Below are 23,407 nucleotides of genomic sequence, written 5' to 3' on the forward strand. Positions count from 1 at the left end.
TGCATCAGCCCGGCAGCTTGAAGTTCGCAACGGACAGGCGCAGGTCGTTGGCGAGCTGGGCCAGGTTGCCGATCGATTCGGCCGTCTGGCTGGCGCCCAGCGATGTCTGCGAAGTGATCTCCTGGATGACGTTCATCGTGGCCGACGTATCGGTCGCCGCGGCGGACTGCTGGCGTGCCGCGGCCGAGATGTTCTGAATCAGCGCGGAGAGGTCGTTCGACACGCGTTCGATGTCGCCCAGCGCCGTGCCCGCGTCCTCCGCGAGTCGCGCACCGGCCACCACTTCCGCGGTGGTCTGTTCCATGGAGCTCACCGCTTCGTTGGTATCGGACTGAATGGTCTGCACCAGCGTTTCGATTCGCTTCGTCGCGCTCGCCGAGCGTTCGGCGAGGCGCTGCACTTCGTCCGCGACCACCGCGAAGCCGCGACCCGCCTCACCGGCGGAAGCCGCCTGGATGGCCGCGTTCAACGCGAGGATGTTCGTCTGTTCGGCGATGTCGTTGATGAGTTCCACGATCGAGCCGATTTCCTGCGACGACTCGCCGAGGCGCTTGATGCGCTTCGAGGTTTCCTGGATCTGGTCACGGATGGAGTCCATGCCCTGGATCGTCTCGCGCACCACTTCGGCACCGCGCGACGCGATCTGCACCGAGCGCTGCGCCACGTCGGCCGATTCGGCGGAATCCTTCGACACCGTATCCATCGAGGTCGCGATCTGGTTGATGGCGGAGGTGGCGGAGGTGATCTGCTGCGCCTGCTGCTCCGCGGCGTCCGCGAGGTGCATGGCGGTCGCCTGGGTTTCCTGTGCCGCCGCGGAGACGCGCACGGCCGTCTCGTTGATGGTGGTGACGAGGTTGCGCATCTCGTCCACGGCGGAGTTCATGGCGTCCGCGATGGCGCCCGTGATGTCCTCGGTGACCGTGGCCTTGATGGTGAGGTCGCCTTCGGCGAGCGTGCCCATCTCGTCCAGCAGCCGCATGATGGCGGTCTGGTTACGCTGGTTGAGCTCGGACGTCGTCTCGAAGCGGCGGCGCTGGTCGCGCACGAGGTTGTAGACGAGCAACAGGGCGAAGAGCACCGCGCCGATGGCGCCGAGCAGGCCCCACCAGACGTTCGGGAACAGACGCGTGAGCGGCAGCTTCGCGATCTGGTCGGCGGATTCGTTGGCGCGCAGCAGTACCGTCTGCGAGTCGAGGGACGCCTGGTTGCCGGCGCGCTTCACGTCCTGCAGGTTGGGCGACGCGGCGACCAGCTGGGTCACCGGATCGACCAGTTCGCCCCACGAGGTCTGCATGCCTTCGAGGATCTTGCGGGCGTTGGCGTCGCTGATGGCGCGGACGCCGCCGTCGGCGTTGCCGTCGACGAGGCCCTTGAGCACGGCGCCGTAGAGCTGCGCGTCGCGGGAGAGGCCGTCGGCGGCGGACTGGGCGGCGTCGCCGCCCTGCAGGATTTCCTGCACGCGGCGGATCATGCGGTCGGCCATCAGCATCCAGCGCGCGATGGTGAAGGTCTGCTCCACCGACGCGTTCTTCTGCTGGACGATGTTCAGCACCTCGTCGGTGCGTGCGTTCAGCAGGGGCATCTGCTTCGAGAAGACGTCCGCGCGCTCGCCGGACGACAGCACGAGGTCCTTGTTCGACAGGATCTTGCCGATGTCGGCATCGAGCTGGTGCCAGGCGTTGGCGAGCGCGCCGATCGAGCGGCCCGACTGGGTGCTCCGGCCATCCGCATCCGCGTAGGCGGGCATGCCCGTCTTGTCGTCGCCCTTCACGAGGCGCTGCACGGCCGAATCGATGGTGTTGCGCGTGGCCGACAGTTCACGGAAGGAATCGCGATTGCCGTCCGATGCTTCCAGTGCGTACTTCGCCGTCTGCTGCGAAAGCACCTGCACCTGGGTCGTCAGCGCGATGGCTTCGCGATCCTCGCTGTTCTTGTTGTTCAGCCACCAGAAGTCGACCGACGCCAAACCGATCGCCAGGAGCAGGAACACGATGACGATCGTGTAGCCACGTTCCCGGCCTGCGCCGCCTGCTGTCGTGCTCATATCCACCTCACCCAAACCTGGCAAAACCAGCCGCCGTCGCCTCGACGAGGTCGCCGGCATGACGAAGCGGTCGGACGACCGCCCCTCCGTTCCCATCGCGAAAGCGGCCATGCCGCCTTCGCCCATCCTGTGAGGGGCCGGCCCTGCGGCCTTCCCCCTCCCCCTTGAAGGCGCCCTACAGCGCCGCCTGCCGGAAGTCCGGCGCACGAACCAGACGGCTCATGCTGAACATCCCGAACGCCTGCTCGCCGAGCTGGACGTTCCCCGTGACGAAGCGCGCCAGGCGCGGATCCCGCTCGTCGTCGCCGGTCTCGCGCTGGTCGTCGGCCATCGTACGCTGGCCGAACACCTCGTCGACGAGCAATCCCACCGTGCCTCCGTGCTGGCGCACGAGCAGCAGCCGGGTACGTTCGGACGACGGCGTGCGCTCGTCGAAAAGGAACCGGCCCAGATCGATGGCCGGCACCAGGTTGCCGCGCACGTTCGCCACGCCCATCAGCCAGGGCTGCGTGCCCGGGACGGTGGTCAGCGGCGGTACGGCGAGCAGTTCGTTGATTTCCTCGATGCCGCTGACGAACGCACGGCGTCCGACGCGGAAGCCGATGCCGCGCCAGAGGCCCAGGGATTCCACACGCTCCGGCGCGTCGGCCGAGTGCGCCAGGCAGGCGCGCTCGTAGCCGGCCAGCAGCTCGAAGGGCGAAAGGGTCGCGTTCTCGCTCATGGCGGCCGCCTCAGTGCGTCTTGTTCGGCAGGAGATCGGCGATCGTCGTGAGGAGGTCTTTCTCGTTCACCGGCTTGGTGATGAAAGCCTTGGCGCCCTGACGCAGGCCCCACACGCGGTCCGTTTCCATCGATTTCGTGGTGATCATGACGACCGGCACGTCGGACGTGGCCGGATCGCGGCTCAGGGTACGGGTGGCCTGGAAGCCGTTCATGCCGGGCATGATCACGTCCATGATCACGAGGTCCGGCTTGCTGGCGCGGATGCGCTCGATGCCCGCTTCCGCGTTGTCCACGCTGGAAACGGAAAATCCCGCCTTCTCGAGCAGCGTGGTGAACACGCGTACGTCGGTGGGCGAGTCGTCGATGATGAGGATATTTGCCACACGTCCCCCTGGACGCCTTGAAGCGGTGATGACGGTCAGCTCGCCTTCGCGTAGCGATGGATCGCGCCGAGGAGCTCGTCGCGGGTGAATGGCTTGGTGAGATACTGCTCCGCCCCCACGATGCGGCCGCGCGCCTTGTCGAACAGGCCGTCCTTGGAGGACAGCATGATCACGGGCGTGCCGCGGAAATGAGCGTTGTTCTTGATCAGCGCGCAGGTCTGGTAGCCGTCCAGCCTGGGCATCATGATGTCGACGAAGATGATGTTGGGCTTCTGGTCCGAGATCTTGGCCAGCGCCTCGAAGCCGTCGACCGCCGTGAGCACGTCGCAGCCTTCCTTCTTCAGCAGCGTTTCCGCGGTGCGTCGGATGGTTTTGGAATCGTCGATGACCATGACCCGCAAGCCGGTCAGGTCGTTACCACGTCCGTTTTCGTTCACTGCGCCCCCGTAGCCACGCACAAAAAACCGCAAATCCCCTCGCAGGATAGCCGGTTTTGCGCCAGCTATTCCGTGCGCCAGGTCGATGTCCGGGACGAGGTGCCCCGGTCGAACGCTCTTCGGCGTTCCTACCGTTCGCTGTTTAATGGTTGGCCGGTGTCCCGTCAAGATGAATTGTTCTTAAAGGGCTTCTTCACATTTCCGAACGGGGGGCCCGACGTCTAGACTTGGCACCTTTCCTGCCTATCGGGACACACCCCATGTCGCTTTCCGTTGCCGTCCTGATGGACCCGATCCGTGCCATCAAGATCGCCAAGGACACCACGTTCGCCATGCTGCTGGAGGCCTCCCGGCGCGGTCATACCCTGCTCTACATGGAGCAGGGCGATCTGGCGCTCCGCGACGGCGAGGCCTGGGCCCGCCTCCGCCCGCTCACCGTCAAGGAAGATCCGTCGGGCTGGTTCACCCTCGGCGAGCCGCAGTGGCGCCCCCTGGCCGACGTCGACATCGTGCTGGCGCGCAAGGACCCGCCGGTGGATGCCCAGTTCATCTACGACACGATGGTGCTGGAGCGCGCCCAGCGCGCCGGCTGCAAGGTGGTCAACGACCCGAGGTCGCTGCGCGACTGCAACGAGAAGCTCTTCGCCCTCGACTTCCCGCAGTGCATCGTGCCGACCCTGGTCTCGCGCGATCGGGGGGAGCTGAAAGCGTTCGTGGCCGAGCATGGCCAGGCGGTGCTCAAGCCGCTGGACGGCATGGGCGGCCGCGGCATCTTCAAGGTGGCGGCCGGCGACAGCAACCTCAATTCCATGCTCGAAACCCTGCTGGACGGCGGCACGCACTTCACCATCGCGCAGAAGTTCATCCCCGAGATCACCGCGGGCGACAAGCGCATCCTGCTGATCGACGGCGAACCCGTGCCCTATGCCCTCGCCCGCATCCCGCAGGGCGACGAATTCCGCGGCAACCTCGCGGCCGGCGGACGTGGCGACGGCATCCCGCTCTCCGACCGCGATCGTTGGATCGCCGCCCAGATCGCACCGGAGCTCGTCCGGCGCGGCCTGCGCTTCGTCGGCCTGGACGTGATCGGCGACTACCTGACCGAGATCAACGTCACATCTCCGACGGGCGTCCGCGAACTCGACGCCCGCTTCGGCATTAACATCGCCGGGCTGATGTTCGACGCGATCGAGGCCCGATGACGACCCGCACCACGGGCGCCGACCTGTTCGGCGCCACCCTGCTGTTTTCGCTGCTGCTGCACGGCGTCGTCATTCTCGGCATCACGTTCGAGATGGAGAAGCCGCGCCCGAGCGTGCCTGCGCTAGACGTCACGCTCGTGGACGTCGCCAATCAGGAGCAGCCGGACAAGGCCGACTTCCTCGCCCAGGCGAACAACGCGGGCGGCGGCGACCAGGACAAGGCCGCGCGCCCGTCGGAACCCGTATCGGGCCTGCTGCCCACGCCGAACGCCACGGGAGCCGCCGAGCCGAAGGAAGCCCAGGCACCGGCACCCCGCGAGGCCTCGCCCGACCAGCTGCTGACCAGCACGGGCGAGACGACCTTCGCCGTGGATACGACACGGCAGCAGACGGCACAGAAGGAACGTCCCGCGCCGGTCTCGGACGAGGAAGTGCAGCGGCGCATGGAGATGGCGCGGCTCGCGGCGGAAGTGCGCGAGCAATCGCAAGCCTATGCGAAGCGCCCGAAGAAGAAATTCATTTCCTCCAACACGCGCGAATATGTCTACGCGGCCTACATGAAAGGCTGGGTCGGTCGCGTCGAGCGCGTGGGTAACCTCAACTATCCGGACGAAGCCCGTCGTCAGGGCGTCTATGGCGAACTGGTGCTCACCGTCGGGCTGAACCGCGACGGCTCCATCAAGAGCATGGACGTCATCAAGAGCTCGGGTCACAAGCTCCTGGACGACGCCGCGCAGCGCATCGTGCGGCTGGCGGCGCCCTTCCCCGCGCTACCCGCCGACAAGACCAGGGTCGACGAGCTCTACATCACGCGCACCTGGCAGTTCCTGCCCGGCAACGTGCTGCGGAATTACTAAGGCCGCGCCGCTGCCAGAGTCAGGCCTCTGTGGGAGCGCGCTCGCGCGCGAAGGGTGCTCGCCGCAAGTACCCTTCGCGCGCGAGCGCGCTCCCACAACAGCATCTCTCTGAAGATTGGCGGTTACTTCGGCAGCAGCTGATCGGCTTCGCTGACGTAGGCCTTGTTCGCTTTGCGATCCCACACGCACAACTCGCGGCCGGGCCGGTTGTTCATGTGCTTCTGAGGGTACCGTCCGGCCAGCACCAGCGCGGTGACGGGCACGCGATCGTCGTACTGGATCGGGCCGCCCACCGGCTTCGCGTCCTTGAGGCCGCTCGCGGCGACGCAGGCCTGGGTCAGACGTTGGTTGTAGTCCTTCCAGGCGGAAGGCGACGAGGCCGACGCGGCGCCCGCAATGGCCAGCGTCGCGACGACAAAACCCTTTACAAACATGTCCTTCTTCATGGAAATGCCTCCTATGAACGGATGCACAAAGTAAGCACCGCCGGCTGAACGTTCGCACACGCCACACGGCCGGAGCGGCTACAATGCAGCCATGACGTTCGCCAACACCTTCGCCGGCCAGTTCCTCATCGCGATGCCTTCGCTCGCCGAGCCGCCGTTCGCCCGGGGTGTCGCTTTCCTCTGCCAGCATGGCGAGGACGGCGCGGTCGGCCTGCTGATCAACCAGATCTCCGAATACCGCCTCGGCGACGTGCTCGCGCAGATGAAACTCTCGTGCGACGACCCGGAGATCGCCGACAACCCCGTGCTGATCGGCGGGCCGGTGCAGCAGGAGCGCGGTTTCGTGCTTCATCGCGAGCCCGGCAACTGGGATTCCAGCTATCGCGTCAACGACGACTGGTCCGTGACGACCTCGCGCGACATCCTCGTGGCCATGGCCAAGGGTGAGGGCCCGCGTCGTGCGATCGTGACGCTCGGCTACGCGGGCTGGGAAGCCGGCCAGCTCGAGCAGGAAGTCATGGACAACGCCTGGCTCACCACGCGAGCCGACGAGCGCATCGTGTTCGATACGCCGCTCGAAGACCGCTGGTTCGCCGCCACGCGAACGATGGGCGTGAGCGACCCCACGCAGCTGACCGGCTACGCCGGCCACGCCTGAGCGGCTCCTGCAAGATGACCTGCCTGTTCGGCTTCGATGTCGGCACGAAGATCGTGGGTGTCGCGGTGGGCAACCGTCTGACGGGCACCGCGCGTGCGCTCGCGGCGATTCCCGTTCGCGACGGCGAGCCCGACTGGCAGGCGCTCGACACGCTGCGCCGCGAATGGCTACCGGCCGAGCTCGTCATCGGGCTTCCCCTAGACAACGAAGGCAAGGAACAACCGATGACGCGCACGGCACGTCGCTTCGCCCAACGCCTGGGCGAACGTTACGCGCTGCCCGTGGCGTTCGCCGACGAGCGCATGAGTTCCCAGGAAGCCGCCCGGCGCTTCGCCGCGGGCCGCGCCGCCGGCACGCGCAAGCGCTCCGATGCGAAGTCGATCGACGCCGAAGCCGCCGCGGTCATCCTCGAAGGCTACCTGCTTCAGTCATGACCGCGCCGCGTTCCGTGTATCGTCTGCACACCGCATCGCCAACCGCCACGCTTATCCGCTTGAGGACGTCATGTCACAACGCCTGCGCCATCTGACCACCCTCGAGAACCTGCCCCGCGAAGCCGTCGAACGGCTGCTCGACCGCGCCAACAGCATGCGCGAAGCCACCGCGCATGGCACGCGCAAGCTCGACCTGCTTTCGGGGCGGACGGTGCTCAATCTCTTCTTCGAACCGTCGACGCGCACGCGCACTTCGTTCGAACTCGCCGCGCGCCGCCTGGGCGCCGACGTGATCAACTTCGACATCGGTTTCTCGTCCACCGCCAAGGGCGAAGAGCTGTTCGACACGCTGCACACGCTCGAGGCGATGCACCTCGACGCGATCGTCGTGCGGCACAAGGAATCGGGCACGCCCGAGTCGCTGGTGAAGCACGCGATGAGCGGCGTCGCGGTGGTCAACGCGGGCGACGGCAACCGCGCGCATCCCACGCAGGGCCTGCTCGACGCGCTGACCATCCGCAACCATCACCCCGATTTCCGCAAGCTGCGCATCGTCATCTGCGGGGACGTGCGGCACTCGCGCGTCGCCCGTTCCGACGTCCACGCCTTCACCGCGCTCGGCGCGAAGGACATCCGCATCGTCGGTCCGGCCGCGCTGTTGCCGACCGAAGGCGAGCTGTCGAACGTGAGCTATCACGAGGATTTCGACGAGGCGATCAAGGGCGCGCACGCCGTCATCATGCTTCGCCTGCAGAAAGAGCGCATGGCGTCGACGGATCTCCCCGACGAAGCCGCCTACTTCGACCGCTACGGCCTCTGCACCCGCCGCCTGGCGCTCGCGGAAAAGGGCTGCCTCGTCATGCACCCGGGCCCGATCAACCGCGGTATCGAGATCGCGCCCGATGTCGCCGACGGTGCGCAGTCGCGCATCCTCGAACAGGTAGGCAACGGCGTGTTCGTGCGGATGGCGGTGCTGGCGGAAGTGATGGGCCGCTGATCGGCCCCATCACCCTCCTCGGCAGTTCTCAGGCGATGATCCGGAACGGCGCCAGCCACAACGCATCCGGCCGCGGACCGGCACCGGCGCGTCCACAGTAGTACTCGACGATGCCAATCGGGCCGACCCGCCGCAGATTGACCGTGCGCAGACCGAGTTTCCAGTGCGGCACCCAGCCGGTCTCCGGCGAACCTTCGATCGGCGCGCCGTCGGACGTCAGGCAATTCAGTTCGTGCTCGGAACCGGATAGATAAGTGAAGGCGACCGCCTGCACCGCCGGCTTGAAGAGCACTCGCACATACCAGATCCCGGGAGCCGAGAGCCTCATCAGATCGACACCGGGGAAACCGTTGTCGCGATCGAGCCGGACGGGTTCGCTGGCGTAGGCCTCCAGGTGGATGGCGACGCCTCCACGGGTGGCCTCATAAAGCGTCTGGGCCTCGCCCGTTGGTCGACCGCCGGATCCCGACGCGCGTGCGGCCGTTTCGGCAGCCCCGTCGACCAGGAACATGTTATCGAATGCTTGGCTCATGACTATCTCTCCTTGATGATGTGTCGTCCCTTTGCCGGCCCGCGCGGGCACGGCGCTCGTCGTCAGGCATCACACTCGCCACGGCGACATCGTCCATGGTGGATAGATACCGACCTTTTCCGGTCGTTCGCCTTGTCCGCTGGCCGGCGTGACCGCTATCGAGGTAAAGAACGCGGCGTCGCCGCGCGCGTTCTCAAAAATGCAGCGCAGGCTGCGTATGCCGACGTCGCCCGCGTTGCGTCGTGCGACGCGAAGGCCGCGGAGATCGTCGGCGGACACGACTTCGCACTCCGACAACGCCTCGTTCGCGTAGGTCCATTCGAGGCGATGAGGGATGGTGGCGCAGTAGGTCAATGCCACCGCCGTGACCGGTTCGGCGAACACGACGGCGTAAGACTGCATGCCTTCGCTGACCAGGCGCAGGAATCGCACGTCGTCCGTCGCGGTGGGAAAGTCCGCCTGCGCGCCCCTGGGTCCCGGCACGTCCACCTGGATGGCCACCCCTGCGCCGCCGCCATCGTAGACGGCCCTCCCCTCGACGATGCTCACCAGCACGTCGTCCCATAGATCGAGGCAGATTTTCTCCGCCGCCCATGGCGCCGGCGGCACCCTCCGATGCCGTCGGGCTTCACGCCACTCGCGCCACCGCGCCCTCAAGCGCGACGTCGCTCCGTGCCCCGGCAGCTCGAGGCGCGTCAGAAACACCGCGCCCGGCAGCCGCAGGGGGAATTCACACCGGAGCCGTTTGACGCAGAGCTTGCCGACGGCCCATCGGGCGACACGGAAGCCGGTCAGCGCTTCGGGGCCGACCTCCTGCGGATGCACGACGTCGTTTTCGTCGGTCCAGTACAGCTGATGCCGGACGTCCGCGAAATAGGTCAGCGCGACGTCCGGCACCGGCTCGTCGAACACGAGCTCGAACGCCCACAGGTTCTCGCGCATCAGCCGCATGACCGGCACGGCGTCGACGGGCGGCGGGAAATCGATCCGGGCCCGCGGATCGCCGATCTCGTCCACCCGAATGGAAAAGCCGGGAGCCCCTTGGTGCGAGGCCTCGCCACCCGTCACACGGAACAGGGCTGGGTTCCACAACGCGATGTGCATGTCGTCGTCCTTGACGATGGGAGAGACGCGCCCGGGCACCTGCTCCACAGGCCTGGCCGCCCCGGCAAGGCTACCCCGGGACCTACCGCCCACACATCGGCCGATGGTCGTAGTCCGCGAAGGCGGAGTGCCGGGCGAGGAAGACCATGCCTGAGCGCGCGCGGCGATACGTACCGGATGACGACCACGAAGCCTCCGACAACGCGGTCGCTGCCGGCCCGATCCGACAGGCGGCTCGTCCGCCGCCGGCAGCCACGGCCGGTCCGATCCGGCATAATGGCCGTTCCAGGGACCAACTCAATGGGATACATGATGCGACCGACGAAGCGACTCATCGCGCTCGGCCTCGCCAGCGTGCTGCTGGCGGCCTGCGGCCACAAGGACAAGGATGCCCCGTTGGCGTTCGTACCGGCGGATACGCCGTACGTGTTCGCCAATCTCGACAAGCTCGACGACGACGCCTACGAGGCGATGGTCACCCAGGCGAACAACGAGCTGCCGGGCCAGGTCGCCCAGATGAAGTCGGTCGCCCAGGATCTCGAGACGAAGGGCAATGTGGAAGGCGCCCGCCTCCTGCGTGCCTTCGCCGCCGAATTCGACGGCAAGACCGCCGAGGCCACGCTGAAGAACCTCGGCCTCGACGTGAAGACGGGGTCGGCGTTCTACGGCCTGGGCCTCAGCCCGGTCGCGCGCGTCGCACTGGCCGACACGGCCGCCTGGGACGCCTTCGTCGGCCGCCTCGAAACCGCCTACGGCAAGAAGCTCGACACGGCCGACGCCGGCGGTCAGGCGTATCGCCATGTGACGCTCGGCGACACCGGCGTGCAGCTGATCATCGCCACCGTCGGCAAGCAGGCCGTGGTCTCGCTGCTGCCGGCCGATGCCGCGCAGCCGACGATCCGCCAGGCGCTCGGCGCCGACCGGCCGGAGAAGAACCTGCAGGACGACGGCCGCCTCGCGGACCTCGCCAAGGACAAGGGTTACAAGAACTACGCGGTCGGCCAGGTCGACCTCGTTCGCCTGCTGCCGCTCGTCGCGTCGGGCAAGGATCCCCTCTTCTCCACGTTCCTCAAGCATCAGTCGGCGAAGACGGGCGAGCCCATTCCGCCGCTGCCGGCGAGCTGCGTGCCCGAAGCGAGCCGCGTCGCCGCGCGCGTGCCGTCGATCAGCTTCGGTTACACGCGCCTCGACATGCACCACCAGGAGCAGCGCGTGGACGTCGCCCTCGCGGACGACGTGACCAAGGCGTTTTCCGGTCTGAAGGTCGAACTCCCGGGCCTGGGTCAGGAAGCGAAGGGACCGTTCGACGTCAGCATCGCGCTGCCGGTCGAGCAGATCCGCACGTTCTTCACGGCGCAGGCCGACGCGGTGGCCGCCAAGCCGTTCACCTGCCCCGCCTTCACCAATCTGAACGACAGCTTCGCCAAGCTCGGTTCGACGATGCAGCAGGCGGCGATTCCGCCGTTCGGCGATATTCGCGGCGTTCGTATCGTGCTCGATTCGTTCAAGCCCGCCGCGGCAGGTCAGCAGATGCCGGCGATCACCGGCCGCGTGCTGCTCGCTACGCGTAACCCCGCCGGTCTGCTCGCCATGGGCCAGGCCATGCTCGGCGGCGACTTCAAGGTCGCGGGCGACGGCAAGCCCTCCGCCTTGCCGCAGAACATCACCGCGATGCTCGGCATGCCGGGCTGGGCCGCGATGAACGGCCAGGCGATCGTGGTCGGCGTGGGCGAAGGCGAAGACGGCAGGCTCGATGAACTGCTGATGGGCTCGGTCGGCGACGCCGGCCGCGTCAGCCGCTTCCATCTGAACGGCGACATGTATCGCGCCTGGGTCGACGTGATGGCCGACAAGGCGCAGTCGTTCGCCAGCAACATGGCCGAAGCCGCGGGTGCCGACGGCGCGCCCGACGATCAGCAGGCGCAGGCGGCGGCCGCCGAACGCTCTAAGGCGCAGTTCGAGGCGATGAAGGCGCAGGCTGCCCGCATCGTCGACGTGTCGGGCGAAGCCCATGTGGACGACAAGGGCCTCGTGATGTCGGGCGCCGTCGAATACAAATAAGGCATAAGCGCGTACCGGAAAAAGGCGCCCATCGTGGCGCCTTTTTCTTTTCCGCCTCGTTCCCGCGCGCGTTCTCCTTCCCGACGTCTTGACGATGCTGAACGGGCCGGATTTCCACGCACGAATCGTTCACGGATGCGCTGTTTCCATTGGCCCCGCGATCCGGCAGCCACGACGCGTGGCGCCGTCGCCAGACCCATTCAGCGCGTAACAAAGGAGTTCGATCATGATCAACGCCAACCTCCGCAAGGCCCTGTTCGCTGCCGCTCTCGTCGCCGGTCTCGGTACGGTGCCGTTCGCGCAGGCATATGCTCAGGACTCCGCCGCCGCCGCGTCCAAGGGCGATAACCAGACGGTCGCCGGCAAGGCGGACGACACGTGGATCACCACCAAGGTGAAGAGCGAGTTCGCCGCCAACAAGTCGGTGAAGGCGACCGACATCTCCGTCAGCACCACCGAAGGCGTCGTGACGTTGACGGGTACGGTCGCCACGGCCAAGGAGAAGAGCCACGCCGAAATGATCGCGAAGAAGATCAAGGGCGTGAAGAGCGTCGACGCCAGCGGCCTGACCGTTTCGGCGGCTGCCGCCGACAAGTAAGACGTAGCACGAGCTGGAACCAAAAAGGGGAGCCTCACGGCTCCCCTTTTCTTTGCGTCGTATGTCGGAGCATCATCGAGGCGGAATGCCCGGCGACGCGAGATGTCCAGAACCGTCAGCGATGCAGCATGCCGCCGAACGTGTTCCGGTCGTTGGCCTTGTCGATCTCCACGCCATCCAGACCCTGCGACAGCGTATGCGCGTCGCCGCCCTGCGCCAGCTTGATGCGCAGACGGACCTCGTTCGAGCTGTCGGCGTGACGTAGCGCGTCCTCGTACGAGATCTCGCCGGCGTGGTACAGCTCGACGAGACTCTGGTCGAACGTGCGCATACCCAGCTGGTTGGAATCCCGCATCAGTTCCTTGAGCTTGTGGATCTCGCCCTGACGGATGTAATCCTGCGCGAGCGGCGTGCCGAGCAGCACCTCCACCGCGACGCGACGCGCCTTGCCGTCGGGCGTGGGGATCAGCTGCTGCGCGACGATGCCCTTGAGGTTGAGCGACAGATCCATGAACAACTGCTGGCGACGGTCTTCCGGAAAGAAGTGCAGGATGCGGTCGAGCGCCTGGTTGGCGTTGTTCGCGTGCAGCGTGCACAGGCACAGGTGGCCCGTCTCGGAGAAGTTGATCGCGTGCTCCATCGTCTCGCGCGTGCGTACCTCGCCGATCATGATGACGTCGGGCGCCTGGCGCAGCGTGTTCTTCAGCGCGTTTTCCCAGCTGTCGGTGTCGATACCGATCTCGCGCTGCGTGATGATGCAGCCCTCGTGCTTGTGCACGTATTCGATCGGGTCCTCGATCGTGATGATGTGACCCGTGGAATTCTGGTTGCGGTAGCCGATCATCGACGCCAGCGAAGTCGACTTACCGGTGCCCGTGCCGCCGACGAAGATGATGATGCCGCGCTTGGTCATCGCCAGCTGTTTGATGACGGGCGGCAGCGTCAGTTCTTCGGGTGTCGGGATCTTCGACTCGATCCGACGCAGCACCATGCCGACGCAGTTGCGCTGGTAGAAACACGATACGCGGAAACGTCCGATGCCCGACGCGCTGATCGCGAACTGGCACTCGTGGGTCTTTTCGAACTCCTCGCGCTGGGCCGGCGTCATCACGTTCAGCACCATGTCGCGCGACTGCTGCGCGGACAGGGGGCTCTGCGTGATGGGTACCACGCGCCCCTGCACCTTGAGCGACGGCGCCACGCCAGCGGTGATGAACAGGTCGGACGCCTGTTTATGCACCATCAGCTTGAGGAAGGAGGTGAAATCGAAGTCGCTCATGGCCTGTATCCCAATGCCGGACCGGGCCGGCGTCCCCTGTGGGGCCGATCATATACCCATGCCTCCTCGGAGGCCGAGACCGCCTTCACACGCGCCGGATGGGCGCCTGCGGATCCGCGTGAAAGCCCGGGGGCCTGTTGTCACCGCCCTGAAGGCTTCGCGCCTGGGTGGACTCCTGCAAGAAGGCCTCCAGGCGCAGGCCTTCCTACCGGAAGCCTTCCTTGTTCTTCGCGTACATCATGGCTTCCGGACGCGTGATCAGGCCTCGTTTGACCAGGTCGGCGAGGTTCTGGTCCAGCGTCTGCATGCCGTACTGCTGGCCCGTCTGGATCGACGAGTACATCTGCGCCACCTTGTCCTCGCGGATCAGGTTACGGATGGCGGGGATGCCGACCATGATCTCGTGGGCCGCGGTACGGCCGCCGCCGACCTTCTTCAGCAGCGACTGCGAGATAACCGCGCGCAGGGACTCCGAGAGCATCGAGCGGACCATCGGCTTCTCGCCGGCGGGGAACACGTCGATGATGCGGTCGATCGTCTTCGCGGCGGACGACGTATGCAGCGTGCCGAACACCAGGTGGCCCGTTTCCGCGGCGGTCAGCGCCAGGCGGATGGTCTCGAGGTCGCGAAGCTCGCCGACGAGGATGTAGTCGGGATCTTCGCGGAGCGCGGAACGCAGGGCTTCGTTGAACCCGTGGGTGTCGCGGTGCACCTCGCGCTGGTTGACCAGGCACTTCTGCGAGGTGTGGACGAATTCGATCGGATCCTCGACGGTGAGGATGTGGCCGTATTCGTTTTTGTTGATGTGGTCGACCATGGCCGCCAGCGTCGTCGACTTGCCCGAACCCGTAGGGCCCGTGACGAGGATGAGGCCCTGGGGCTGCTCGATCAGTTCGCGGAAGATGCGGGGGGCGCCCAGGTCTTCCAGCGTCAGGACCTCCGACGGAATGGTACGGAACACGCCGCCCGCGCCGCGGTTGTGATTGAACGCGTTGACGCGGAAGCGCGCCAGACCGGGAATCTCGAACGAGAAGTCGACTTCGAGGAATTCCTCATAGTCGCGCCGCTGCTTGTCCGACATGATGTCGTAGATCAGCGAGTGGACCTGCTTGTGCTCTAGGGCCGGGATATTGATACGCCGGACGTCGCCGTCGACACGGATCATCGGCGGAAGACCCGCGGAAAGGTGCAGGTCGGAGGCCTTGTTCTTCACGGAGAAGGCAAGGAGTTCGGCGATATCCATTGGGGTCCCCTTTCTTGGTGGGCATAGGTAACCATGCCCGGGGGTCGGCGGCAAGGCGCGGCTCCATATATGCTTCGGCGTTGTGAACATCGTCCGCCTACGGAGCCCCTGAACCCATGAATCGGATCGCCTTCATCGGCGGCGGCAACATGGCATCCGCGTTGATCGCCGGCATGATCCGCCACGGTGCCCAGCCGGGTGGTATCGCCGTCGCCGAGCCCCGTGCCGAATCGCTGCACGAGCTGTCCCGCGAGTACGGCGTCGCCACCTACACCGACAACCTCGACGCCGCCGAGGGCGCGTCGATCCTCGTTCTCGCCGTGAAGCCGCAGGTGCTGGCCGACGTATGCCGCGACCTGCGTCCCGCCGTGCAGAAATACCGCCCGCTGGTGATCTCGATCGCCGCGGGCATCCGCATCCACCAGATCGAACGCTGGCTGGACGCCGCGCTGCCGGTGGTCCGCTGCATGCCCAACACCCCGGCGATGATCGGTGCCGGCGCCACCGCGCTGTTCGCCAACGGGCGGGTCAGTGCGCCCCAACGGGCCGAAGCCCAGCACGTGCTCGATGCCGCGGGCCTTACCGTCTGGGTGCCGGACGAAGACCAGCTCGACATCGTCACCGCCCTGTCCGGCTCGGGGCCAGCCTATTTCTTCCTCATGGTCGAGGCGCTCGAGAACGCGGCGTTCTCGCAGGGGCTTTCCCGCGAGACGGCGCGCGCCCTCGCCGCGCAGACGGCCCTCGGCGCCGGCCGCATGCTGATCGAGAGCGGCGAGAGCGCGGCGACGCTGCGCGAGCGCGTCACCTCGCCGAACGGCACCACCCAGGCCGCGCTGGACAGCTTCCGGCTCGACCACTTCCCTGCCATCGTGGCGCGCGCGGTCGATGCCGCACGTCGCCGCGGCGTCGAACTTTCCGAAGACATGGAATCCAGAACGTGAACTACCTGACCAATGCCGGCGTGCTGATCCTGCAGTTCGCCTTCGGCGCGCTCGTCACCCTGTTCGTGCTGCGGCTGCTCGCCGAAGCGTGGCGGGCCGACTTCAACAACCCCATCTGCCAGTTCCTCTACCGCTTCACCAACCCGGCGGTACGCCCGCTGCGCAAGGTGCTGCGGAACATCCGCCGGGTGAACACCGCCGCGCTGGTGATCATCCTGCTGCTGGAATGCCTGAAGGTCGTGCTGATCGTCGCGCTCGCCGGCGTCGCGCCGGACGTGCTCGGCGTGATCGTGGCGGCAGTGGCCGAGACGGTCGACTTCTTCCTGCTCACATGGATCGTGCTGGTATTCGTGTGGTCGCTGCTGAGCATGCTGTCGACCGATCGCTACCACCCGGTCGCGCGTTTCGTCTCCAGCCTCGCCGAGCCGCTCGTCCGCCCGCTGCGCGGCCGCATGACACTCGGCGGCCTCGACTTCTCGCCCACCGTCGTGCTGCTCGGCCTGTTCCTCCTCCGCATCCTGGTCGCCCAGCCGCTGTCGGACTGGGGCACGCGCCTGCTGATGGGCGGCTGAACCCCGCTGACCAAGCCTGCTGTGGGGCGCACCTGCGGCGGCACGGGCCGCCCCGGGTGTCATCTGCCGCCGAGCCGCCTTGCGTCCGTCACGTTCGGCAGGGCGCTCAGGCGACCCAGCAGGGTCGACAGCTGCTCGTAATCCTTCACCCGTAGCGTGAAGCGCATCTCCACCTCGCCGGTGCGCACCTGCACGCGGCTCGACGACGCCACGATGTGCGGTCCGACGTTGTTGATGGTGGTCGCGACGTCCTTCTGCAGCCCCTTGCGGTCGTAGCCGCGCAGCTCGACGTCCACTTCGTAATTCTGCACGTCCACCCGGCCCCAGTTGACGTCGATCACGCGGTCGGGGTCGCGGCGGGCGAGGCGCGCGAGCGACGCGCAGTCCGCGCGATGCACGGACACGCCGCGACCGCGGGTGATGAACCCGCGCACCGGATCGCCGGGCAGCGGCTGGCAGCAGCGCGCCAGCGTGGTGAGGAGGTTGCCCACCCCCTCGATCGACAGCGCGCCCCTATCGTGTTGCGCGGCGCGCGACGCGACGGGATTGCCGGACTGCGTGATCTCCGTCTCGGCGGGCTCCTGCAGCGAACGCGCGATCTGACCGAGCGTGACTTCGCCCAGCGCTACCGTCACGTAGAGATCGTCGATGCCCTTCAGGCGGAAATGTGTCGCCAGTTTCGCAAGGTCGACGTCGTCCAGCGCGAGGCGACGCAGTTCCTTTTCCAGCGTCGCCTTGCCGGCGAGGATGTTGGCGTCGTGCGCTTCGCGGCGAAACCACGCGCGCACTTTTTCCTTCGCGCGCGACGTCTGCAGGTAGCCGTGGTGCGACGATAGCCAGTCGCGGCTCGGCTCGGAAAGCTTCGCCGTGAGGATTTCCACGCGATCGCCGCTGCGTGGCGACGTCGTCAGCGGCACGATGCGGCCGTTCACCTTGGCGCCACGGCAGCGATGCCCGACCTCGGTATGGATGTGGTACGCGAAGTCGAGCACGGTGGCGCCCCGCGGCATGTCGATGACTTCGCCCTTCGGCGAAAGCACATACACGCGGTCTTCCATCAGCTCGGTTTCGAAGCCCGCGGCGAGCTCGCTTTCGTCTTCGCCCCGGGGCTCGAGCAGCTTGCGCATCCAGGCGATCTTCGCCTCGAACTCCGCGTCGGCGCCACCGCCTTCCTTGTAGCGCCAGTGCGCGGCGACGCCCAGTTCGTTGGCGCGGTGCATCTCGTGCGTGCGGATCTGCACCTCCAGCGTCTTGCCTTCCGGCCCGATCACGGCGGTGTGCAGCGACTGGTAGCCGTTACCCTTGGGCCGCGCGACGTAGTCGTCGAACTCGCCGGGAAGATGCGGCCAGAGGCTGTGCACGAGCCCGAGCGCGGCGTAGCAGTCGGCGACGCTGTCGACGAGGATGCGTACCGCCCGGATGTCGTAGAGATCGGAGAACTCCAGTCCCTTCTTCTTCATCTTCTTCCAGATGGAGAAGATGTGCTTGGGCCGGCCGGCGAGGTCCGCGCGGATGCCCGCGCCCTCCAGCGTGTCGCGTAGTTCCGCGAGGCTCGATGCGATGAAGCGCTCGCGGTCCGCACGCCGCTCGTCGAGCAGGCGCGCGATGCGGCGATAGGTGTCGGGTTCGAGATAGCGGAAGGCGAGGTCTTCCAGCTCCCACTTGAGCTGCCAGATACCGAGGCGGTTCGCGAGCGGGGCATGGATGTCGGACGTCAGCTGCGCGAGCTCGCGTCGCTCGTGGTCCGGCAGCGCCATGGCGGTACGCATCGCCGCGAGCTGCCGAGCGAGCAGTACGAACACCACGCGCAGGTCGCGGATGATCGCGAGCAGCAGGCGCCGCAGGCCTTCGGCGCCGCTGCGGCTGCCGCGCTGGGCGTGGAGATCCCAGACCTTCTCGGCCTCGCCCTGCCCTTCGACCAGCCGGCGCAGCGACGCCGGCCATTGCTTCGCGGCCTCGTCGGCGGCGCCCGGAAGTCCGCGCGTCAACGCGAACCACAACGCCGACGCGCAGGTTTCGTCATCGCAGCCCAGCAGGCGCAACAGCTCGATGACCGTTTCGCCCTCGGCGCGCGCGGACAGCGGCAGCGATACGCAGGCGGCGCGCGCGAGCTCCGTCAGCGGCATCGCCTGCGCCTTCGCGTCTGGGGAGCGAACCTCGCTCATCGCCGAGCCTCCGGGTGGTTCATCGAGCCGCCGCCTGCGCGACTTCCAGCGCGCGTGCCAGCCGTTTCGCCGACACGGGCTCGGCGGTTTTCAGTTCCTGGGCGAACAGCGAAACCCGCCATTCCTCGATCAGCCAACGCAGTTCGTCCCACGTCGCATCGTTGAGGCCGGTGCCGCCCGCATTCAGCAGCGCGCGCCAGTACGGCAGCACCTGCAGCATACGCGACTGGTCGCGCGCGGGATCCTGCCGGAGCCGTTCGCCGCGCAGGCGCATCGCCTTCAGGTAGCGGGGGTAATGGCCGAGGCGCGCACGCGACAGCTCGCGCAGGAAACCGGGCTGCAGCAGCGCCGCGAGCTGCTCGCGAAGGTCGTCGTAGCTCGCCTTCGCGAGGCCCATCAGGGGCGGCTCCATCCACGGTTTTAGCTCGGCCTGCGCTTCGATGATCGGCTCGGCCAGCTTTTGCCGCGCCATCGCCGCGCCGAAGAGTTCGCGTCCCAGCTCGACGCGCAGGGCTTCGAACTGGCCCTGCGTGCGGGCGTCCAGCCGCCGGTCGGCGATCAGGTCGGCGAACCCGCCTTCCACCAGGTCGTCGCGCAGGCCGTCGACGCTGCCGAGCGGCGCGTATTTCAGCGACAGCGGATTGGCGATCGGCAGCTGGCGGCGCGCCCGCTTGATCTCCGGGGCGAGGGCCTGGCGCAACAGGCGCTCGACCCCGCCCAGGTGCGCCTCCGCGGCTTCGTCCGCGCGCTCGAAGACGCGCAGCGCCACCGCCTCGCCGAGATCGACGAGGGCCGGATACGCCTTGAGGCCGCCCTCCGAGCGGACCACGTCCGGAATCGCTTCGAAGTCCCACGCCACGATGTCCTCGCGCGTGAGTTCGACGTCGGTCTTGCGCGAGAACGCCTCGCGCGCCTTGCCTTCCCATTGCGCGCGTATCGCACCGAGGTCCCGACCGTCCGCCACGGTGCGGCCATTCTCGTCGTGCACCCGGTAGCGCATCTGCAGGTGCGCCGGAATCTCCGCACCGTCGAAGGCCGAGGCGTCGATGTCGACACCGGTCGTGCGCTTGAGGAACGCTGCCAGCGCGACCGGCAACGACTGGTCGCGCGGCGTCTCCGCCTCGGCGAACGCGCGGGCGAAATCGGGTGCCGGCACGAAATTGCGACGCAGGGCCTTCGGCAACGTGCGGATCAGCTCGGCGACCTTGTCGGGCAGCAGGCCGCCGACGAGCCAGTCGCCCCGGGCGGCCGGCAGCGCGTTGAGGAACGCCAGCGGCACGTGGATCGTCACGCCGTCGGCCGGATCGCCGGGCACGAAGCGGTATTCGAGGCGATACGCGTGCTGGCCGATGTCCAGCGACGCGGGAAACGCCTTCGGATCGAGCCCGCTGCCGGTGTCCATGACGTCGGCCAGCGTCCAGCGCAGCGCGGCCTGCTCACCCGGCGACGCCTTGCGATACCAGGCGTCCAGCGCACGCGTGTCGGCGATGCTCTCGGGTAGCTTTCCGTCGAAGAACGCGGCCAGCTCCTCTTCGGAGCGCAGCAGACCGGCGCGGCGTTGCTTCGCCTCGATGTCGTGCGCCTGCTCCAGCACGCGCGCGTTGGCGCGCACGAAATCGGCGCGGCTGTCGAGATCGGCGCGCACGATGCCTTCGCGCACGAAGATCTCGTGCGCCAGCCGCGGATCCTGGCGCTGGAACGTCACGGGGCGACGTTCCACGAGCACCAGGCCGAACAGCGTGACCTGCTCGTAGGCGACCACGGTGCCGCGTTTCCTCGACCAGTGCGGATCGCGCGCGGTCGCGCGCACGAGGTGTGCCGCCTGGCTCTCGATCCACGCCGGATCGACGCGGGCGTTCATCATCGCCCACACCTTTCCGCCGATATCGAGGATCTGCGACGCAAAGATCCACGCCGGTGGCGCTTTCGCCAGCGCCGAACCCGGAAAAACCTGGAAACGACGCTCGCGCGTGCCGCGGAACAGCCCCTTCTCGTCCTTGTGACCGACCTGCGTCGGCAGGCCTGCGAGCAGGCTGCGGTGGACGGCTTCGAACAGCGCGTCGCCTTCGGGCTTCGTGACTGCCGCCCCCTTGCCCGGCACCGACGCCTCCCTGTCGGAGCGCGCCGCGCCGGCATCGCCTGCGCGCTTTCGCGAAAGGCTGCCGCTCGCTGGCCGCGCCCGTGCAGGCGCGGCGGTCGCATCCGTCGTGGCGTTCCAGCCGATGTCGCGAATGACCAGCACCAGCTGGCGATGCAGCTCGCGCCATTCGCGCATGCGCATGAAGCTCAGGAAATGCCGCGAACACCAGTCGCGCAGCTTCGACGAGGTGAGCTCCTCGGCGGCGTCGAGATAAGCCCGCCACAGATTGAGCACCCCGACGAAATCGGATTTCGGATCGGCGAACTGCGCGTGCGCGGCGTCGGCCTGGCCGCGCGCCTCCGGTGGACGCTCGCGCGGATCCTGGATGCTCAGGAAGGCGACGATGGTCGTGAGTTCCGCGACGCTGCCGAGACGGTGACCCTCGACCAGCATGCGCGCGAGCTGGACGTCGATCGGCAGCCGGGCGACCGTGCGACCGATGCCGGTCAGGCGACGGTCGTCGTCGATGGCGCCGATTTCGGCGAGGCGACGGTAACCGTCGGCGACCACGCGCGGATCGGGCGCTTCGAGGAACGGGAAATCCTCGACCTCGCCGAGATCCAGCGCGAGCATCCGCAGGATGACGTTGGCGAGCGACGAGCGCAGCAGCTCAGGGTCGGTGAATTCGGGCCGCAGCATGAAATCCGCCTCTTCGTAGAGGCGATAGCAGATGCCCGGACCCACGCGTCCACAACGGCCCTTGCGCTGGTTCGCGGCCGCCTGCGAAATCGGCTCGATGTGCAGCCGTTCCAGCTGTCCGCGCTGGCTGTAACGCTTGACGCGCGCCGTTCCGGGGTCGACCACGTACCGGATGCGCGGCACGGTGAGCGACGTCTCGGCGACGTTGGTCGCCAGCACGATGCGCCGTTTCGGACCCGGGCGGAACACGCGGTCCTGCTCGTTCGCCGACAGGCGCGCATACAGCGCCAGCACTTCCGTCTCGCGGTACTGCTTGCGCGAGAGCAGGAGGTGCGTGTCGCGGATCTCCCGCTCGCCGGGCAGGAACACGAGCACGTCGCCGCGTGGATCCTCGCGCGTGATTTCGTCCATCGCATCGGCGATCTGCTGCGCGACGTTGCCCTCCACGCGCTCGCCCGCGGGGCGATAGCGCACCTCGACGGGGAACGTGCGGCCTTCGACCTCCACCACCGGCGCATCGCCGAAATGCTCGGCGAACCGCCCGGTGTCGATCGTGGCCGAGGTGACGATGATCTTCAGCTCGGGACGGCGCGCCGCGAGACGCTTCAGGTAGCCGAGCAGGAAGTCGATGTTGAGGCTGCGCTCGTGGGCCTCGTCGATGATGATCGTGTCGTACGCGGACAGCCACGGGTCCGACTGCGTCTCCGCGAGCAGGATGCCGTCCGTCATGAACTTGATCAGCGCCTGGTCGGACACCTTCTCGCTGAAACGGACCTGGAAGCCGACCTTGTCGCCGATCGGCGTACCGAGCTCCTCGGCCACGCGGGTGGCGACCGACCGCGCCGCCAGGCGCCGCGGCTGGGTGCACCCGATCAGGCCGGCTTCGCCCCGACCGGCCGCCAGGCACAGCTTGGGCAGCTGGGTGGTCTTGCCCGAGCCCGTTTCGCCCGCGAGGACCACGACCTGGTTCTCGCGGATCAGCTTCACGATGTCGTCGGCCCGGGTCGCGATCGGCAGCGAGGCGTCCACGGCGATGACCGGCTTCGACGCCTTCCGGGCGGCACGGCGCGCCGCGGACACGGCGACCTCGGCGGCCAGGGCGTCCAGCTTTCCGGCGTCGGCCTTCCGGGAGAGGTTGCGCCAGCGCGCGAGCAGGCGGCCGAAATCGCGGCTGGACACGTCGTCGAGCGCGGCGCGCAGCTCGCGCAGACGCGGATCGGGCGAGGAGGAACGGGCGGGGGTTGTCGAGGTACTCATGGGAACGCCAATAATAGCGTGGGCCTATCGACGAGATCGGAACGTTTCATTTCCCGGGCGCTCCGGCCCTCGTTAAGATTTCAATCAACGAAACGCAAAAAAACCAAGGAGAGTCGTCACATGGCCATCGATATCGGCATCGCCAAGAAGGATCGCGAATCGGTCGCGAAGCATCTGTCCAAGCTGCTCGCCGACACCTATTCCCTCTACCTGAAGACCCACAGCTTCCACTGGAACGTGACGGGCCCGCAGTTCAACAGCCTGCACGCCATGTTCGAGACCCAGTACAACGCCCTCTGGCTGGCCGCCGACGAGGTCGCCGAGCGCATCCGCATCCTCGATATCTTCGCCCCGGGCTCGTACAGCCAGTTCGGCAAGCTGACGTCCATCAAGGAAGAGACCGGCGTGCCGGAGTGGAAGGACATGGTCGCCCAGCTGGTCGAAGGCCACGAGATCGCCGCCGCGACGTCGCGCGACACCATCAAGGCCGCGGAGTCCGTGGGCGACGACGGCACCGCCGACATGGTCACGGGCCGCCTGAAGGACCACGAGAAGACGGCCTGGATGCTTCGCTCGCTGCTGAAGTAAGCCGGCGACGCCTCCGGATTACCGCCCCCCCTGTGGGAGCGCGCTCGCGCGCGATGGGTGCTTGCCGCTAGCACCCATTCGCGCGCAAGCGCGCTCCGACAAGGCTT

Annotated in this window: 21 protein-coding genes; 10 read left to right on the top strand and 11 right to left on the bottom strand. The window is 67.3% G+C overall.

Translation table 11 applies throughout. From position 1 onward, the window contains the following. Positions 1 to 4 precede the first annotated feature (4 nt). From BMX32_RS02050 to pilG, 4 genes are all read right to left on the bottom strand, one after another. Entirely contained in the window at positions 5 to 2,044 is a 2,040-nt protein-coding gene (locus BMX32_RS02050) for a methyl-accepting chemotaxis protein (RefSeq protein ID WP_029213770.1), read from the bottom strand. Positions 2,045 to 2,219: 175 nt separating this feature from the next. After that, positions 2,220 to 2,765 (bottom strand): chemotaxis protein CheW, encoded by a 546-nt coding sequence (locus BMX32_RS02055; protein ID WP_029213771.1) that lies wholly within the window; start codon positions 2,763 to 2,765, stop codon positions 2,220 to 2,222. 10 nt (positions 2,766 to 2,775) lie between these two features. Next, the gene (locus tag BMX32_RS02060; RefSeq protein WP_029213772.1) at positions 2,776 to 3,150 is read right to left on the bottom strand and encodes a response regulator; all 375 of its coding nucleotides are present in this window, start codon (positions 3,148 to 3,150) and stop codon (positions 2,776 to 2,778) included. A 35-nt stretch (positions 3,151 to 3,185) separates the two neighbouring features. Next, entirely contained in the window at positions 3,186 to 3,587 is a 402-nt protein-coding gene (gene pilG, locus BMX32_RS02065; RefSeq protein ID WP_029213773.1) for a twitching motility response regulator PilG, read from the bottom strand. Positions 3,588 to 3,847: 260 nt separating this feature from the next. Here pilG and gshB point away from each other — a divergent pair, with 260 nt between their 5' ends. Both gshB and BMX32_RS02075 read left to right on the top strand, forming a co-directional pair. After that, positions 3,848 to 4,789, top strand: coding sequence for a glutathione synthase (gene gshB / locus BMX32_RS02070; RefSeq protein WP_029213774.1), 942 nt, complete (start codon positions 3,848 to 3,850; stop codon positions 4,787 to 4,789). Further along, positions 4,786 to 5,646: an energy transducer TonB gene (locus tag BMX32_RS02075; RefSeq protein WP_089974138.1), complete on the top strand. Its 861-nt coding sequence runs from the start codon at positions 4,786 to 4,788 to the stop codon at positions 5,644 to 5,646. Before gshB ends, BMX32_RS02075 begins: the two co-directional genes overlap by 4 nt. 122 nt (positions 5,647 to 5,768) lie before the next feature. On the opposite strand, the gene BMX32_RS02080 is transcribed toward BMX32_RS02075, so the two are convergent. Next, positions 5,769 to 6,092, bottom strand: coding sequence for a hypothetical protein (locus tag BMX32_RS02080; protein WP_211664165.1), 324 nt, complete (start codon positions 6,090 to 6,092; stop codon positions 5,769 to 5,771). A 91-nt stretch (positions 6,093 to 6,183) separates the two neighbouring features. Between BMX32_RS02080 and BMX32_RS02085 the strand changes: the two genes are divergently transcribed. The 3 genes from BMX32_RS02085 (at position 6,184) to BMX32_RS02095 (ending at position 8,181) form a co-directional block, all read left to right on the top strand. Next, on the top strand, positions 6,184 to 6,750 hold the full coding sequence (locus BMX32_RS02085; RefSeq protein WP_089974139.1) for a YqgE/AlgH family protein: 567 nt from the start codon (positions 6,184 to 6,186) through the stop codon (positions 6,748 to 6,750). Positions 6,751 to 6,764: 14 nt separating this feature from the next. Next, a complete protein-coding gene (gene ruvX / locus BMX32_RS02090) occupies positions 6,765 to 7,184 on the top strand; it encodes a Holliday junction resolvase RuvX (protein WP_089974140.1) in 420 nt (139 codons plus the stop codon). A 70-nt stretch (positions 7,185 to 7,254) separates the two neighbouring features. Beyond that, positions 7,255 to 8,181: an aspartate carbamoyltransferase catalytic subunit gene (locus tag BMX32_RS02095; protein ID WP_089974141.1), complete on the top strand. Its 927-nt coding sequence runs from the start codon at positions 7,255 to 7,257 to the stop codon at positions 8,179 to 8,181. Between the two features lie 28 nt (positions 8,182 to 8,209). On the opposite strand, the gene BMX32_RS02100 is transcribed toward BMX32_RS02095, so the two are convergent. Then, on the bottom strand, positions 8,210 to 8,713 hold the full coding sequence (locus BMX32_RS02100; protein ID WP_089974142.1) for a hypothetical protein: 504 nt from the start codon (positions 8,711 to 8,713) through the stop codon (positions 8,210 to 8,212). Positions 8,714 to 8,782: 69 nt separating this feature from the next. Then, a complete protein-coding gene (locus BMX32_RS02105) occupies positions 8,783 to 9,817 on the bottom strand; it encodes a hypothetical protein (protein ID WP_089974143.1) in 1,035 nt (344 codons plus the stop codon). 300 nt (positions 9,818 to 10,117) lie between these two features. Between BMX32_RS02105 and BMX32_RS02110 the strand changes: the two genes are divergently transcribed. Together BMX32_RS02110 and BMX32_RS02115 are read left to right on the top strand one after the other, a co-directional pair. After that, positions 10,118 to 11,878 (top strand): hypothetical protein, encoded by a 1,761-nt coding sequence (locus BMX32_RS02110; protein WP_244511376.1) that lies wholly within the window; start codon positions 10,118 to 10,120, stop codon positions 11,876 to 11,878. A gap of 226 nt (positions 11,879 to 12,104) precedes the next feature. Beyond that, positions 12,105 to 12,476 (top strand): BON domain-containing protein, encoded by a 372-nt coding sequence (locus BMX32_RS02115; RefSeq protein WP_089974144.1) that lies wholly within the window; start codon positions 12,105 to 12,107, stop codon positions 12,474 to 12,476. A 115-nt stretch (positions 12,477 to 12,591) separates the two neighbouring features. Here BMX32_RS02115 and BMX32_RS02120 read toward each other — a convergent pair whose 3' ends face one another. Further along, entirely contained in the window at positions 12,592 to 13,755 is a 1,164-nt protein-coding gene (locus BMX32_RS02120; protein ID WP_089974145.1) for a PilT/PilU family type 4a pilus ATPase, read from the bottom strand. A gap of 205 nt (positions 13,756 to 13,960) precedes the next feature. Further along, positions 13,961 to 14,998 carry a type IV pilus twitching motility protein PilT gene (locus BMX32_RS02125; protein WP_089974146.1) on the bottom strand — a complete coding sequence of 346 codons (1,038 nt, stop codon included), beginning with the start codon at positions 14,996 to 14,998 and terminating at the stop codon, positions 13,961 to 13,963. Between the two features lie 116 nt (positions 14,999 to 15,114). Between BMX32_RS02125 and proC the strand changes: the two genes are divergently transcribed. Both proC and BMX32_RS02135 read left to right on the top strand, forming a co-directional pair. Beyond that, positions 15,115 to 15,939 (top strand): pyrroline-5-carboxylate reductase, encoded by an 825-nt coding sequence (proC, locus tag BMX32_RS02130; RefSeq protein WP_089974147.1) that lies wholly within the window; start codon positions 15,115 to 15,117, stop codon positions 15,937 to 15,939. Next, positions 15,936 to 16,511, top strand: coding sequence for a YggT family protein (locus tag BMX32_RS02135; RefSeq protein WP_089974148.1), 576 nt, complete (start codon positions 15,936 to 15,938; stop codon positions 16,509 to 16,511). The genes proC and BMX32_RS02135 overlap by 4 nt, the downstream gene beginning before the upstream one ends. A 59-nt stretch (positions 16,512 to 16,570) precedes the next feature. Here the strand turns inward: BMX32_RS02135 and BMX32_RS02140 are convergent, their stop codons facing one another. Then, entirely contained in the window at positions 16,571 to 18,676 is a 2,106-nt protein-coding gene (locus BMX32_RS02140) for a bifunctional (p)ppGpp synthetase/guanosine-3',5'-bis(diphosphate) 3'-pyrophosphohydrolase (RefSeq protein WP_089974149.1), read from the bottom strand. A 19-nt stretch (positions 18,677 to 18,695) separates the two neighbouring features. Then, complete coding sequence (gene hrpA, locus BMX32_RS02145; RefSeq protein WP_089974150.1) at positions 18,696 to 22,712, bottom strand: ATP-dependent RNA helicase HrpA; 4,017 nt, start codon at positions 22,710 to 22,712, stop codon at positions 18,696 to 18,698. A gap of 120 nt (positions 22,713 to 22,832) precedes the next feature. Here hrpA and BMX32_RS02150 point away from each other — a divergent pair, with 120 nt between their 5' ends. Next, positions 22,833 to 23,300 (top strand): Dps family protein, encoded by a 468-nt coding sequence (locus BMX32_RS02150; protein ID WP_089974151.1) that lies wholly within the window; start codon positions 22,833 to 22,835, stop codon positions 23,298 to 23,300. Positions 23,301 to 23,407: the final 107 nt, after the last annotated feature.

Source organism: Luteibacter sp. UNCMF331Sha3.1 (assembly GCF_900109915.1).
Classification (GTDB): Bacteria; Pseudomonadota; Gammaproteobacteria; order Xanthomonadales; family Rhodanobacteraceae; genus Luteibacter.

Excerpts from the sequence above, each read along its gene's own strand:
- BMX32_RS02050 (WP_029213770.1), bottom strand. The coding sequence starts at position 2,044 with ATGAGCACGACAGCAGGCGGCGCAGGCCGGGAACGTGGCTACACGATC.
- BMX32_RS02055 (WP_029213771.1), bottom strand. The coding sequence starts at position 2,765 with ATGAGCGAGAACGCGACCCTTTCGCCCTTCGAGCTGCTGGCCGGCTAC.
- gshB (WP_029213774.1), top strand. The coding sequence starts at position 3,848 with ATGTCGCTTTCCGTTGCCGTCCTGATGGACCCGATCCGTGCCATCAAG.
- BMX32_RS02075 (WP_089974138.1), top strand. The coding sequence starts at position 4,786 with ATGACGACCCGCACCACGGGCGCCGACCTGTTCGGCGCCACCCTGCTG.
- BMX32_RS02080 (WP_211664165.1), bottom strand. The coding sequence starts at position 6,092 with ATGAAGAAGGACATGTTTGTAAAGGGTTTTGTCGTCGCGACGCTGGCC.
- BMX32_RS02085 (WP_089974139.1), top strand. The coding sequence starts at position 6,184 with ATGACGTTCGCCAACACCTTCGCCGGCCAGTTCCTCATCGCGATGCCT.
- ruvX (WP_089974140.1), top strand. The coding sequence starts at position 6,765 with ATGACCTGCCTGTTCGGCTTCGATGTCGGCACGAAGATCGTGGGTGTC.
- BMX32_RS02095 (WP_089974141.1), top strand. The coding sequence starts at position 7,255 with ATGTCACAACGCCTGCGCCATCTGACCACCCTCGAGAACCTGCCCCGC.
- BMX32_RS02100 (WP_089974142.1), bottom strand. The coding sequence starts at position 8,713 with ATGAGCCAAGCATTCGATAACATGTTCCTGGTCGACGGGGCTGCCGAA.
- BMX32_RS02105 (WP_089974143.1), bottom strand. The coding sequence starts at position 9,817 with ATGCACATCGCGTTGTGGAACCCAGCCCTGTTCCGTGTGACGGGTGGC.
- BMX32_RS02110 (WP_244511376.1), top strand. The coding sequence starts at position 10,118 with ATGGGATACATGATGCGACCGACGAAGCGACTCATCGCGCTCGGCCTC.
- BMX32_RS02115 (WP_089974144.1), top strand. The coding sequence starts at position 12,105 with ATGATCAACGCCAACCTCCGCAAGGCCCTGTTCGCTGCCGCTCTCGTC.
- BMX32_RS02120 (WP_089974145.1), bottom strand. The coding sequence starts at position 13,755 with ATGAGCGACTTCGATTTCACCTCCTTCCTCAAGCTGATGGTGCATAAA.
- BMX32_RS02125 (WP_089974146.1), bottom strand. The coding sequence starts at position 14,998 with ATGGATATCGCCGAACTCCTTGCCTTCTCCGTGAAGAACAAGGCCTCC.
- proC (WP_089974147.1), top strand. The coding sequence starts at position 15,115 with ATGAATCGGATCGCCTTCATCGGCGGCGGCAACATGGCATCCGCGTTG.
- BMX32_RS02140 (WP_089974149.1), bottom strand. The coding sequence starts at position 18,676 with ATGAGCGAGGTTCGCTCCCCAGACGCGAAGGCGCAGGCGATGCCGCTG.
- hrpA (WP_089974150.1), bottom strand. The coding sequence starts at position 22,712 with ATGAGTACCTCGACAACCCCCGCCCGTTCCTCCTCGCCCGATCCGCGT.
- BMX32_RS02150 (WP_089974151.1), top strand. The coding sequence starts at position 22,833 with ATGGCCATCGATATCGGCATCGCCAAGAAGGATCGCGAATCGGTCGCG.